The sequence below is a fragment of the Paenibacillus sp. Soil724D2 genome, assembly GCF_001427935.1.
In the GTDB taxonomy this organism is placed as follows: Bacteria; Bacillota; Bacilli; order Paenibacillales; family NBRC-103111; genus Paenibacillus_E.
Genome location: NZ_LMRY01000034.1, coordinates 22,786 through 36,397 on the forward strand (window position 1 = coordinate 22,786; position 13,612 = coordinate 36,397).

10 protein-coding genes are annotated in these 13,612 nt (G+C 50.4%); 1 reads left to right on the top strand and 9 read right to left on the bottom strand.

Features of this window, described 5'->3' with window-relative positions; genetic code table 11:
* Positions 1-190: 190 nt before the first annotated feature.
* The 9 genes from ASG85_RS24350 to ASG85_RS24390 all read right to left on the bottom strand — a co-directional run bounded on the left by ASG85_RS24350 (position 191) and on the right by ASG85_RS24390 (position 11,965).
* The gene (locus tag ASG85_RS24350; RefSeq protein ID WP_060647976.1) at positions 191-2,509 is read right to left on the bottom strand and encodes a helix-turn-helix domain-containing protein; all 2,319 of its coding nucleotides are present in this window, start codon (positions 2,507-2,509) and stop codon (positions 191-193) included.
* A 604-nt stretch (positions 2,510-3,113) separates the two neighbouring features.
* Complete coding sequence (locus ASG85_RS24355) at positions 3,114-3,881, bottom strand: Cof-type HAD-IIB family hydrolase (protein ID WP_060647977.1); 768 nt, start codon at positions 3,879-3,881, stop codon at positions 3,114-3,116.
* Positions 3,882-3,912: 31 nt separating this feature from the next.
* Positions 3,913-5,070 (bottom strand): ROK family transcriptional regulator, encoded by a 1,158-nt coding sequence (locus ASG85_RS24360; protein ID WP_060647978.1) that lies wholly within the window; start codon positions 5,068-5,070, stop codon positions 3,913-3,915.
* A 235-nt stretch (positions 5,071-5,305) separates the two neighbouring features.
* Positions 5,306-6,415 carry an SGNH/GDSL hydrolase family protein gene (locus tag ASG85_RS24365; protein WP_060647979.1) on the bottom strand — a complete coding sequence of 370 codons (1,110 nt, stop codon included), beginning with the start codon at positions 6,413-6,415 and terminating at the stop codon, positions 5,306-5,308.
* A 105-nt stretch (positions 6,416-6,520) separates the two neighbouring features.
* The gene (locus ASG85_RS24370) at positions 6,521-7,510 is read right to left on the bottom strand and encodes a Gfo/Idh/MocA family protein (protein ID WP_060648101.1); all 990 of its coding nucleotides are present in this window, start codon (positions 7,508-7,510) and stop codon (positions 6,521-6,523) included.
* Positions 7,511-7,561: 51 nt separating this feature from the next.
* Positions 7,562-8,542, bottom strand: coding sequence for a Gfo/Idh/MocA family protein (locus tag ASG85_RS24375; protein ID WP_060647980.1), 981 nt, complete (start codon positions 8,540-8,542; stop codon positions 7,562-7,564).
* Between the two features lie 92 nt (positions 8,543-8,634).
* Positions 8,635-9,471 (bottom strand): carbohydrate ABC transporter permease, encoded by an 837-nt coding sequence (locus ASG85_RS24380; protein WP_060647981.1) that lies wholly within the window; start codon positions 9,469-9,471, stop codon positions 8,635-8,637.
* Positions 9,472-9,503: 32 nt separating this feature from the next.
* Entirely contained in the window at positions 9,504-10,451 is a 948-nt protein-coding gene (locus ASG85_RS24385) for a carbohydrate ABC transporter permease (protein ID WP_060647982.1), read from the bottom strand.
* A gap of 62 nt (positions 10,452-10,513) precedes the next feature.
* A complete protein-coding gene (locus tag ASG85_RS24390; protein ID WP_057304877.1) occupies positions 10,514-11,965 on the bottom strand; it encodes an extracellular solute-binding protein in 1,452 nt (483 codons plus the stop codon).
* A 311-nt stretch (positions 11,966-12,276) separates the two neighbouring features.
* Here ASG85_RS24390 and ASG85_RS24395 point away from each other — a divergent pair, with 311 nt between their 5' ends.
* Complete coding sequence (locus ASG85_RS24395) at positions 12,277-13,449, top strand: ROK family transcriptional regulator (protein WP_060647983.1); 1,173 nt, start codon at positions 12,277-12,279, stop codon at positions 13,447-13,449.
* Positions 13,450-13,612: the final 163 nt, after the last annotated feature.

Genomic DNA, 13,612 nt, shown 5'->3' on the forward strand with positions numbered 1-13,612 from the left:
CCCCCTCAGATGAATTGCTTCTAGGCACTTCGGTGCACCGTGGTTTCATTATGTAACGAAAACCATGAATCGGATATCGTTAAAACCGAAACTGCATCATTAAAATCGATAATAATCAACCTTCAATTTACGCAATCGCTATGTAAAAACGGAAAAGCCGCGCAAGCATGCTTGTACGGCTTCTTTCATGTCATTGAATATCCTTATATTTGCCTGGAGTAATGCCCTCAAATTTCTTGAAAATCCGATTGAACGTATTCATGTCCGAGTATCCGACTTTTTTCGCAATGTCCGTGACAGATAAGACTTGAAGAGAAAGCAGCCGCTTGGCTTCTTCTAATCGGGTTCTGCTAATAAAATCAAGCAAGGCTTCACCCGTCTGTGCTTTGAACTGTTTGGATAAATAGGAAGGCGTTAACCCGAACTTATCGCCTACCATGGAGATGTTCAGATTCTCCTCAGCGTAATTGCTTTTGACATATTCCATTACCTGTTGGCTAAGTTGGTTGTGATCCTGCCCACGGTCTTCTTGAATGAATTGGCACACCTGACTCAGCACTTCTCGAATCTGTACCTTCATTTCTTTGATAGTTGAACTACTCATCAATCGGTCGATTGGGTCCGTTTTTACGATTAACGCTCGATTATTGCTGCTCGTACCGATTTCATCCATCGTTTTTAGCAGCGTACTTATCAAATCAAACATGAGACACTTGGCGAGCGGAACGGACAAGGACGCGTCCGATACGTTAATCTCGATGATTTCGTCGATAATTGCACTCGATTTTTCAAAATCCCCTGATTTCACAAAATTGATCAGCTGATGCTCTACAGGTAATGGATAGTAGTAACTTCTGGATTGCCTAACCGTTTCTGAACTCGGTAAATCATCGTACCCAATAATTTCCCCGCTCCCCATAACGAGTCGGTACTCTAAGGCTGCCAAGGTTTGCTGGTAAGCTGGTGGGATCCCATACAGCTCCTGATGGATGCCGCTGATCGCCACAGTCAAATGGACATGGAAATGTTCTAATAAGAATGATTTCACCTGATCGGCAATACGCTTCAACTCTTGCGAATCCGGATCTGTCCCGAAATTTACGATGCACGCTTGCATATTGTCTACTTCCGTAATGAAGGCTTGATTGTGATGACCGATCACTTCTTCAGCGACATTCATAATAATGAAATGCAGCATTCTCACTTTCTCAGGAGCGGCATACTCGTCAATCTCAAACTTGCCGAAATGCTCGATGTGAAATAACAAAACGGCAAAATACGGTGAAGCCAAACGAATATCGTGGGCAGCAAGCAATTCGTGTATCGGGACATTTTGTTCCAAACGGCCTTTCAGCAGCCCCTGAAGAAAATGCGAACGAATGGCATCACGATGCTGATGCAGCCGCCTATCAATCTGTTCTTTTTCCGCAAACGTATTATTCAACGCATCCTGTAAAAATCCGTACTCGTTCGAACCTTCATGAAAAGATATCCCTGATTTCACAGAAAAGCTCCGAATCAGTAGGTTGATTGGGTTATAATTTTTTCTCAAAAAGAGATAAGTGACAATTCCCCCCATGATAAGGCTCAAGATTACACTGGCATAAATCAGCTTCTTCATGTATTTCATCTTGTCATCATATAATTCGGCGGGAATCGTTGAAATGTATTTCCAACCTGTGCTGCTTGAGGTGATATAAGAAACGGCTGCCCTTTTACCGGAGTCCTCGCTAATAAACATCCCATTTTTGCTAGAAAGTTTGTTGTAATCCAGAAAGTCCGTTCTAGATTCAAAGCCAGTTGAAGCAATTAGACGGTTTTCCTTATCGAGTACCGCTATCGAGGTTTTATCCGACGTGGATGGAATATTATCCAGCAGCTTGGAATCCTTAATGACAAATAAAATGACTGCGCCTGGATGATCCGGGTTGGCGAGTATAACGGATTTGGCATACATCACAGCTTTGACTGCCTGGCCGTCTTCCCTAAACGTAATGGGGGCATACTCCTGGATGTAAGGCTTATCAAAAAACTTCGCCCACTCCTCGTAGCTCATCCCGTCTTTCTCGCGGATCTTTTCAAACAACATACGGCTGTTCGTGTGATCACGTGTGGATATAACCGTGTCGCTATTCCGGTAGTAGATATAGATTTGTTCAATAAAATCATTCGCTGTCTGGTACACCCGCAGATCGTTGGCAATGCTGACCAAATCGTAATAGTCGCTATCGGTCAATGGCTTCACCGTATTCATAAAACCAGTTACCATCTTGCTTAAAGCGATTTCCAAGCTTAACCGCTCAATACCGCGAAGGCTATTATCAATCGCTTGCTCCATCTGCTCTAGGGCTGACTTGTTCGCACGGTTGACTTCCGATTCCACAACATGCCAGGCAGCTGCGTATAGAATCCCGCTAATGATAATCGGGATAAGAAGTACAGAAATATAAGATATGAGCCACGTGACGATAACACTGCGTTTGTTGAAGCGGATTCGAGCAAGATTCATTGGATTACCCCTCATTGCCATGTTGTAACTGCTTTCACCACCATTATACAGAAAATATGGCAGGATTGAAGAACTTATATTGTATATAAAAGGAAAGTTGGAATCGATCAGTATGTAATTACCTCACTAATGCGTGAGGAAGCCAGCGAATTTATCGAAATCAGGCAACTCATCGAGGGGAAATATCCGTATCTCATGTAAATGAATTCAAACATTCTCAACATGCAGTGAGTATCTTTCGAGCGGAAATCCGATCCTGCACGCGAAGGCTTTACTGAAAATCTTCGAACTTCTACTATTTAATTTGTCGGATTACTGCTTTGTGGTCTTTCTTCTGGGCATCTTTTCAATTGTGTTTAACTTGTGGGGATTACCCAAATCCGTCTTTGTTGTGAAATGGCCAGTACGTGTTGGGTGACAAATAAGTTTTGAAGTGCAAGAAATGAAGTGCAAGAAACCAGCAAACTCAATGGTTTGCTGGTTTCTTTCGTAAAAATAAATTTCTTGCCATTATTGGCCTATCACCTCAAGCCGGTTTTTACGGCTTATGGCTTTGTTTTCGCCTTGCCTTTAAGCCGGCACCAGCCCCCGTCGGTGCCGATCCTTATACAATCGACCGACACTCGGCTACGTCCAAGCCGAAAATAAATTTTTGCACCGCCTTGGCGACACCATCCTCATTGTTGGAGGAGGTAACGGCATCGGCGATCGCCTTGACGTGCTCCTCGGCGTTGCCCATCGCTACGCCGAGCCCCGCCGCCTGCAGCATCAGCACGTCGTTATCGCTGTCTCCAACCGCCAAGACCTGCGTCATGTCGATGCCGAGCAGCCGGCAAACCTCCCGCACGCCGCTTTCCTTGGTGATCCCCTGGACGGAGATCTCCACATTGACCGGTGCGGAAGCAGTAATCTCCAGCCCGCCCCAGCCGAGCAGCTCCTCACGGATGCGCGCAACTACCGCCAAATCGTCATGCTTCATGCCGAACTTCATCCAGTCGGTTTCAAACAGCTCTTCGCTCCAATTACGCCGGCTGGACAAGCTCTCCACGGAATAGCCCCAGAAATGCGCATCCTCGCGGAGAGCCAGCTCATGCAATCGGCGAACCGTTTCGCGGGGCAAATGGGTGCGGGCCATCAATCGGCCCGGCCCTTCCCAGATCTCCGCACCGTTCAACAGGACCATCGGGGAATCGAGCTCGAGCTCCTCCCAAAAGGAACTGGCGGTCTGTACACCCCGGCCCGTGGAGAACATGACGGTTACCCCATGGTCCACTGCCTTCCGCAGCCACTTCTTTGTTTCTTCCGTTACCTGCTTATCGTCAGTAAGCAGCGTGCCGTCCATATCCAAAGCTAGTAATTTATAATGCGGCATTTCCTCGTTCTCCTCCGTGCACTCCTTCCGATTACAGCGACAGGCTGTCAACAGGTACCTCAAATACGCGCTTCAACACCAAACCCGCGGCCAGAGCCGATTCGTTCGGCTTCTGCCGCATGTAATTGAGCCGCACCCCACGGCACGTTTCCGGCACGTTAGCCATAATCCGCTCGTCCATGACTGGGATTAGCAAATCGCCCAATGACTCAAGCAGCTTGCCCGTCATCAGCACCTGGTCGGGATTTAGAAACGTCACCACGTTGCTTACGGCCAAGCAGAGCGCCGTCACAACGGTTTCGTATAGTTCTGCCATCCGCGGCTCGCCGGTACGAACGCCTTCAGCGAACTCATCCAGCGTCAATCCGGCATTCATTGCCAGTCCGCTTGTTGATGCAAGCGTAGTCAGGCAGCCCATTCCCCCGCAGTGGCAGCGGTAAACGTTGGCACCCGTGAAAGCCTTGTAATGCCCAATTTCCCCAGCTACGAAATTGGACCCGGTCACCAACTGATTATCGGCTACGATCGCGCCGCCTATGCCGTAATCGAATTTCAGCGTTATATTGTTCGACGAGCCTCTAAGGCCGTGCATGTTTTCATTGATCGCCAATAAATTAACGTCGTTCTCCAGGTAGAAGGGCATATCGTACTTATTCTCCAGCCGCTCCTGCAAAGGGAACCGGCCCCACCCAAAACCAGGCAGCCGCAGTGCAATTCCTTGCTTGGAATCCACCAGCCCCTGAATGCTCAAGCCGATCCCCTTGATCCGGCTCCGTTCCGGCGCTAGCTGCAGGAGCTCATCGATAACCTCGCATACGGTGGCGAGAATATGGTCTTCGTTCACGTACCGATCTACCGGGCGCCTTGCTTCGCCGACAAGATCGTAGCGAAAATTGTGCAGAGCCCCCTGGACATATTTCCCAGCGAGTTCGATGCCGATGGCGAACATGTTGGCGACATTGATCGTCAGCGGAACCGGCTTGCGGCCTCCCTTGCTTGCGCCGGGCGTACCCTCGATTACGATATCCTCCAGCAGCAGCCGGTTGACGATATTGGTCACGGTTTGCTGAGTCAGCCCCGTTTTGTCGGCCAACTCTACGCGGGATATCGGTCCTTCGGCAAAGATCAGGTGCAGCACTTTCTGCTGATTAATCGATTTGAGCAGTTGCTGGCTGGTTACTCTAGTCATTCGCTTTTTCACCACTCCTTTTGGCGTTCCATGATGTATACACAATTTAAGAGGCCAACCATTTGGCGAAAAAGCTTCGTGATTTCGGGCTGCTATGTTACTCAATAATGGAGCCCGCATGCGGCATTTTACCTGATCGCTACGCCGGATTTTACGTTCTAACGATCTTTTGCCCACTCCGTCCCGGGGCATTACCGCATGGAGAACCTGACTTAGTATCGATGGTGCAACTCTTCTATGAATCCGCCAGGATTCGTCGCAGCACCGGCTCAAGACCGTCGGCCATGCGCATGAAGCCCATGTCCGTCGGGTGGACACCGTCCACGGTCGCTTCAGCCGGATCTGCGCCGAGCAGTGTTGAGCCGTCGAAGAAGAATAGACGGCGGTCTCCCTGTTCCTGCAGCTGCTCAACATGCTCTCGCTGGAACGTCAGTCGTTCCAGCCGACTGCGCAGCAGCTCGGGCTTCAGCGGCTCCAGCCCGTATGGGACCCGCGATATGACGAGCATCGGTGCCTCCGGGTGAGCTTCCCGCAGAATGCGGATAAACTCCGGCAGCGTCTGACGGTAGCTTTCGGTGCTGCCAGAGTTGCCTTCATAATCAAGGACGAGCAGCGCTGGGTCCTCGATCTGAGAAATGAGGCGGGCCAGCTCGGGCTCGCCCTTGCCGTTGCCGGAAAAGCCGAGATTAATAAACTCATAATTGATCCTTCGACTAAGAATATTCGTGTACGCCATTCCCGGGCGGGAAGCGCATCCTCCCTGCCCGATCGAGGTGCCGTACAGGACAATCCGCTTCTCCGATTCATAAGCCTTAGGGGGAAGAATCCGCGCACCTGGCTCCAAACCGATCCAGACTGCCTCTACCCCTTGATACAAGGGGAGATTCAGGGTAAACTGGCGCAGACCGCCGCTCTCTCCTGCAAACAGTTCGCTCTCGTACTCCTGCTGCGACGGCAGAAACCTAGCCGTCCCGGCATACAGCTGGGCACCAGCTTCGCCTATGTAAGCATCGACTCCGCCTTCACCCGTAGCCGGCATATGATACATGCCGGTCTTGGCTTTCAATCGCATCCGAACCGCAACCGACGGCGAGTCCGTCTGAAAGCGGATCTGTCCACCCGCAGTGCAGTTAGCCAGGTCATCCACTGCGGATGGGATCTCCTCGTTCGGCTTCACCGGAAGGCGGCGGTACTGGTACTCCAAGTTCCACCAGGCAAGGCCGGAAACGCGGAATGGACTCTCTAGGGGACTGTGCCACTCTTTCCCGACAACTCCACCAGTCTCCACTTTCATATGCTTATCCAACTGAAGGGCATTCCCTGTCGGTTGATTATTCTCGGCCATAAACCGTCCACCTCCATGCAAAATGAATCAACATTCTTATCCATTTATCGCTCAACCGCCTAGCCTATATCTGCTAAAATGATTCCTGCGCCAGCTTACTTCCCCCTAAGCCTTCACGCGTCCGCTTTCATCTAAATTAACCGGCTTGCCCCGGCGAACCGATTCGTAAGCCGCCAAAGCGATAGCAGCCGACCAAAGGCCGTCCATGCCGGTAATCGGTACTTCTCGGTTGCTTCTTATCGCATCGATGAAAGCCTGCACCAGACTTTGGTTCATATCATCTCCCCAGTAGCTCCACTGGGCTTTCATACTCTCGTCGCTGTAGACCTCGCTCTTCTGGCCGAAGGCATTGACGGAAAGCAGACCGTTCGTTCCTACAATCTCCATCGTAACATCGCCCCAGTAAGGGAAAGACTTCGTGCGCGACCAGCTGGTATCGATCGAAGCAAAAGCTCCGTTCGCGAACTTCACGTGCAGTATTCCGGCGTCATCCACCGGAATCTCATGGAACAGGGTTGCAACTTCAGCGTATACCTCCGTTACAGGACTTTCCAGCATCCAGTTGAGCAGATCCATGACATGTACGGAATGATCCAGTAGGGCGCCTCCGCCAGATAGCGCTGGATCAATGAACCAGCCTCCCGGCATGGTGCCCCGGTTCGTGCCTTTCACTGCAACGATCTCACCGATCTCGCCCCTGTCGATTGCTGCCTTCGCCTGCACAATTGCAGGGAGGAAGCGGCAGGGAAACGCCGTCATTAGCTGGACTCCGTTCTTCTCGCAGGCAGCTACCATCTGTTTCATTTCCTCCACGTTCAAGCCGAGCGGCTTCTCGCACAGCACATGCTTTCCCGCCTCAGCTGCGGAAATCGTGAGCTCGGCATGATGAACGTTCTCCGAGCAGATGACCACCGCATCACAGCCGCTGCTTAGCAACTCACGGTAATCCGCAAAATAACGGATCTCGGCATCCTCCTGCAAATACGGCTCCACCCGGGCACGGTTCTCATCCGATATGCCCGTTACCTTCACTCCCGGTAGCCTCCGAAGCTGGCGATAGAAGCCGGCAGCATGGCCATGGGCGAAGCTGATCATTCCTATCTTTACAACATTCGTTAACTCAGACACTGCTTCTCTCCCTCTCCATCACTGTATACGTACCGGACGTCCTGATGCGGCAGATTCAATCGCGGCAAGGCCCGTCTTCAGCGCACTCCGGGCGTCAGCGATCGTTATGTCCGGCTCGGTGCCGGTCCGTAGGCATTCCACGAAATGAGCCAGCTCCAGGTAATACGGATTATGCATAAAAGGGCTTTTGGGAATCGCAACATCCGGGGTATCCGATAAATCCCTATTTGCCTTGAAATTCTTGAGTGAAACGGCATCCTCACTGTTAAAGCGGATGACACCTCCGCTGCCCGCCAATTCCACACTCGTCGTAAAAGGGCCCGGAAATCCCCAATAGCCCTCGAGATGCGCAATCCCGCCATTTTCGAAACGCAGGGTAGCCAAAGCATAGTCGAGACTCTCGTGCCTGCGGTTCATTGCATACACGGATACAGCCTTCCCGAAGATGCTTTGAGCAAAATCAATATCGTGAATCATTAGGTCAAGGATCACACCACCGCTAGTGTCACTATTGGCGTACCAAGTCTTGGCAATACCCGGATTGCTGCCCATCCGTCTTGTATGCAGCACTCCTGGCTTTCCGATGACTCCTTCCGCAGCTTTGCGGCGAATATCGGAATAGCTTGGGAAGAAGCGTACCACATGCCCGATAAACAGCCGTACTCCGTGCTGCTCGCTGACAACGGCCATTTCATCCGCTTCCTCGGGCGACAATCCGATGGGCTTCTCGCAAATGATATGCTTCCCGTGACGGGCAGTCCTGAGAACAAATTCCTTATGCATATGAGTAGGCAGACAGACGTCTACAACATCCGGCCCCGCCTCCGATACCATTTGATCGAAATTGAAATAAGCCTTTGTCTCCAAATTCCCAGCAAGCGCAATGGCGGCTTCTTCCTGCATATCACATACACCGACAAGCTCAATACCGGGCATTCTAATCCATTCGGCCCCATGGGTACGGCCCATAGTACCGCAGCCGATTACAGCAATCTTCATGCAGCATTCTCCTTTTTGCAAACAGCTTTTAACCTGTTGTGTCACAAATACATGTACCGGCGGAACGTCGATACACCGATTCATGATCTAGATTAACCCTTAACCGCACCTAAAGTGGCGCCCTGCATAATCATCCGCTGGAACAACATGAACATAATGACCGAAGGCACCATCGCAATCGTCACTCCTGCAAACAACGTAACCCAGTCCGCTGTAAACTCCATCATTTTGTTGGCTTGGTACATCTGCACCGCAATCGTATATTTCTTGGGATCGCTCAAATAGATGAACGGCCCCATAAAATTGTTATAGAAGCCCAGGAATTTAAAAATCGCAACCGTAACAATCCCTGGAGTGGACAAGGGAACGATCACCCGCCAGAACACCTGGAAGATCGAAGCGCCGTCCATATGCGCACTTTCCTCCAAATCCTTGGGAAGCGACTTCATAAAGCCTCCGAGCAGCATCAGATAGAACACACTTTCTCCCAAGGAGGATAATAAGATTAACCCCGTTAAGCTGTTCGTCAAATGGAGCTCCCTCATGATCACGTACTGCGGAACCAGGGCGTTAATCCCCGGCAGGAACAAGGAAAGCATAATGAGGCCCCAGATCAACTGCCGTCCCTTAAATTCCATCCGAGTCAATGCATAAGCGTTAAGCGTAGTAAAGAACAAGCTGAGTACAAGGCTTCCGCCTACATAATAAAGCGTATTTAGCAGCGAACGACCGAAGCCATATTCCGTCCAGGCTGTTGTGTAATTGGACCACTGCAGCTTTTTGGGAAGGCTCCAGATGTCCTTGAAAAACTCCGGATTGGACTTCAGAGACTCGTAGAACACCCACACCAGCGGAAACAGTATCGACAAAGCCCAAACATACAGCACCAGACGCCATAGGACGTCCATATGCGTCATTTTTTCCTTCAATTTCATCTTCTCCCCGCTTTAAAAAGTAGGCTCTAATACTCTACGCTTCGGTTTGGCAGAAACTTATCCATCAGCAGTTTGGCCGTGATCAAGATGACGAAGAGAATCATACCGACAGCGGAAGCGTAACCGTAGTTGATGTACTCTTTACCGAAAGCAAGGTTGAACATATAGAGACCGATTACATCCGTGGAGCCGGATGGGCCGCCGTTAGTCATAATCAGAATAAGCTCGAATGTCTTGAGCGTGCTGATCACGAGGAATAACGCACTGACCCGGACGACGGGCAAAATGAGCGGCAGTGTAATCTTGAATAACCGTGTCATATGTCCTGCGCCTTCGATAATAGCCGATTCATACAGCGACTTGGGAATGGCCGACATCGCATTTACGAAAATGATGACATAGAGCCCGACGCCACCCCAAACCCATGGAGCAATCAGCGCCCACAGTGCCGTACCTTCGCTGCCCAGCCAATAAAAATGGTTCATATCGATCCCAAGCAGCTTCAAACCGCTGTTAAGCAGGCCGTACGTGCCGTCATATATGAATGCCCATAATAGAGCAACGACAACAATGGATAAGACGTTCGGAAAAAAAAACAAGATTTTCAGGAACTCATTTTCCACATAAGTCTTGTATGTGACCAGATAAGCTAGCACTAAGGAAATGAGTACGACAAGTGCCGGTACCGTTGCCATAAAAATAAGGTTGTGCTTTAGCGCCCGCCATACATACTCGTCCTGAATCGCGGTAACAAAGTTGCTGAGCCCTACAAATTTGGAATCCGTTAGCCCGTCCCAATCCAATAACGCATAGTAAACGGATAAAACATTCGGAAGCAGCGTAAACAGCAGATAGCCACCGAACGGCGGCACGACGGCCATGATTAGAAAAATCCACTTCTGCGTCCGCGCTTTATCCAGTCCCATGCTGCCGGAGGAAGCGGATTTAACTTTCAGTACAGTGGGTTCGGACAAAGGAAGTCAACTCCTATGAAGGGAAATGGTAAAGGGGAGAGAATCCCTCCCCGCCTATGAACTTATTTCTTCTGAGCTTCTACCGCTTTCTTGAGCAAAGCGTCCGCTTCTTCGAGAATCGGCTTCGGATCCTGCTTACCTAATACGATCTTCACCGTGGCTTCTTCCACCATCTTATTAGCTTTGGCCAGGTTCGGATCGGAGATGCTGACGGTTCTGTGCGGCTTATAAGAACGGGCATCATTATCCTTAATATACTTTAGAATCGCCTGCGCAGAGGTGGACAGCTTAACGACTTTACTCGCGTCGTCAATCAAATCTTTTCTCATCGGGAGAGCGCCCGCCTTTTCTGCGGCAAACTGTTGGTTATCTAGCGTCATCAGCCACAGAATGAATTCCTTAGACCACTTCTTATTTAGATCCGGCTTGCCGGCCCACATGTATTGGAAGTTAGTGATTCCGCTTCGGATCCAAAGCTTCTGCTCCGCCTTATCCCTAAACGGCACCGCCATAAAGCCCCATTTGAAGTCTTCCGGCGTAGTCTTCTTCATTTCGTTCTCCACGTGGCTTCCTGTGGAAACCATTGCGGCCTGGCCTTGAATCACCTGCATCTGGGACTGGGTATGCGTTAAGGCCGGCAGTCCTTCCGGGAAGTACCCCTTCTTGCCCAGCTCATACAGTCGGTTCCAGTGTTCCAAGCTTTCCTCGCTCGTAAATTGAGGACCGTTGTACGTTTTATAATTTTCGATCACCTTATCGGCGTTTCCTTTGATATCGGCCAGCTCAAACAGCTTTGCTGGTCCAAAGGCCCAGTCATAGTAATTAGGGTAAACTCCAGGGAAAGTAATCGGAGCCAGACCGTCCGCCTTAATTTTGGCAAGCAGGTCGTTAAACTCAGCCCATGTCTTCGGGTTCTGGTTCCAGCCCTTCTGCTCGAACAGCGTCTTATTGTAGAATAATCCGCCGTAGGAGCTCGAAGTCGCAAACTCGTATACCTTCCCGTTCACCTTGGTAAACGATTCGGCGAGGCCCGGCATCATGAGTTCCTTCACTGCTTTGCCCGGTACGTCCGGAAGCTTCTTGTCGAACATATTATCGAAAGGCTCGAGCTTACCGGCTTCAGCCAGGGAAATGATACCCTGTGCTCCGGACGGCGGCGTTGTATTGAAAATGTCGAACATGTCGTTGTCGTTGCTTGCGGAAATTTTTGTTTGAATCATGTTCTTCATGTCCGCCGATGCGGTAACGTCGAAGGATACGTTCGGGTATTTGGCCTGGAAGGACTTCACGGCATAATCGAACCATTCCCTTCCATAGCCTCCCATAAAGAAACCAACCTTCAGCGTCACTTTTTCTATCTTCGGCAGCCCATTTTCGTAGACTTCCACTTTCGTCTGATTCTGAGGCTGACTTGCGGATGGTTGTTCCGTTTTTCCTGTACAACCTGCAAGCAGCGAACCCGACATGGCAACAGCCAGGCTAAAAGCCGTAATCTTTCCAAATTTGTTTCTCATACTGAAACCCCCTCTAATTAATAAAAAAAAATGATTTATTAAGTTTAAGGATAGAGGATAATTGTTTGGCGATGATTATCGTTATGTAAGAGATCTGTTAAAAATCGCTGATTCACGTGGTATGAACACGCTTACAATTTACACTCAATTAATAAATCAATTTTATTTATTATTATATTACCTGTTTTTTCTTTTAGATACAATAGATATCTTTCGACAAAAATCCCTGCCTTTACCCAGTAATGACCTGCGTGGTAAACTAATTTCTACTAAGAGAATAAACGTGTTCAGTTCAAGGAAGAGGTCGACTTATGTCCACATTGAAACATGCAAGCCACACGCTGCTTAAATCCATTAATCAGCAGAAGGTGCTGCATCTGATCTATTCGGAATGTCCGATCTCCCGTGTAGAGCTAGCTGGAAAAACCGGACTTAGTCAGCAAACCGTCACCAACATCGTCAATCGGCTTCTCGAGGATCAAGTGATCGTCGAAGGCGAACCGCAATCCCTTGAGAGCGGCAGCGGCCGTAAGCGCGTTCCCCTGCTGCTTAACGGTTCCCGATTCAGTGCGATCGGCATTGAATTGTCAGGCACATCGGCACGGGGAGCGGTATATAATTTTCAGCACGTCCGCTTGGCGGAAGCCGAAGTGAAGGCAGACCGTTACGAGACCGAAGAGGACTTGCTCAGGGTGATCCGCAGCGTGATCGACAAACTCATGGGCCAGACCCCTGACCCTACCAGCCTGAAGGGAATCGGCTTCAGCGTCCATGGACTCGTTGACTCCTCCGAAGGCATTCTGCTTCGCTCGCCGGGGCTCGGCTGGAAGCGAATACCGCTGGCGAAGCTGCTCGAGGACGAGTACGGGCTGCCCGTCTTTCTGGAGAATGACACCAATCTGCTTGCGCTCAACGAGAATATGGGCGGAAGTCTGATCTCCTCCAAAAGCAATGTGACACTTAAATTAGCCAGAGGCATCGGGGGCGCCATCGTCGCAGAGAAGCTGCTGGTTACCGGCTCCTCCTTCGTAGCAGGCGAGGTAGGCCACTATAAAGCGTTTATGCCGCCCTACGATTATGAGTGCTACTGCGGCGGCAGAGGATGCCTAACCACTTTGGCATCCTCAAGGGGCTTGCTGCGGACGCTTGGCAGGAGTGTGGAGCAGTTCAGTGAAGCTGTCCGCGCCGGTGACCCCGAAACTGTTCAGCTTTTCGAGATGGTGAGGACAGCGATCGTTTACGCCGTTGCCAATATCGTCACCCTGCTCAACCCGGACCGGGTTCTGCTCACCGGGTTCATGCTGCCGGTATGGGGGGACTCGTTCGTCGACGAGCTTAAAGCGCGGGTGATGGCCCAAGTGCCTCAAACGTGCCGGAACGTGGAATTCCTCCATCTTACAGATGTGGAAGACGAGACTGCGCTGGCCGTCGGGCTTGTCCTGCAGAGCGTGTTCAAGATCCCGCTCGACAGCTTGTCGCTATAAGCCAGCGGCTATTGGGCCGAAATGGACTGTCTGGCGGGCTGGGCGTTTATTAGGCGCAGCACTTGCGCGGGTCCCCTGATTACACTGTGCTGAATGGATCGCTCACATAAGACCGAAATGAGGCTTTTCTCGCGGTTGCGCCACCAATTGAAGAAAGCAACAA

Bases quoted from the DNA above. Each gene is read 5' to 3' on its own strand.
- ASG85_RS24370 (WP_060648101.1), bottom strand. From the start codon at position 7,510: ATGATCAGCTTCGCCCATGGCCATGCTGCCGGCTTCTATCGCCAGCTT.
- ASG85_RS24355 (WP_060647977.1), bottom strand. From the start codon at position 3,881: ATGCCGCATTATAAATTACTAGCTTTGGATATGGACGGCACGCTGCTT.
- ASG85_RS24360 (WP_060647978.1), bottom strand. From the start codon at position 5,070: ATGACTAGAGTAACCAGCCAGCAACTGCTCAAATCGATTAATCAGCAG.
- ASG85_RS24395 (WP_060647983.1), top strand. From the start codon at position 12,277: ATGTCCACATTGAAACATGCAAGCCACACGCTGCTTAAATCCATTAAT.
- ASG85_RS24390 (WP_057304877.1), bottom strand. From the start codon at position 11,965: ATGAGAAACAAATTTGGAAAGATTACGGCTTTTAGCCTGGCTGTTGCC.
- ASG85_RS24365 (WP_060647979.1), bottom strand. From the start codon at position 6,415: ATGGCCGAGAATAATCAACCGACAGGGAATGCCCTTCAGTTGGATAAG.
- ASG85_RS24375 (WP_060647980.1), bottom strand. From the start codon at position 8,542: ATGAAGATTGCTGTAATCGGCTGCGGTACTATGGGCCGTACCCATGGG.
- ASG85_RS24350 (WP_060647976.1), bottom strand. From the start codon at position 2,509: ATGAATCTTGCTCGAATCCGCTTCAACAAACGCAGTGTTATCGTCACG.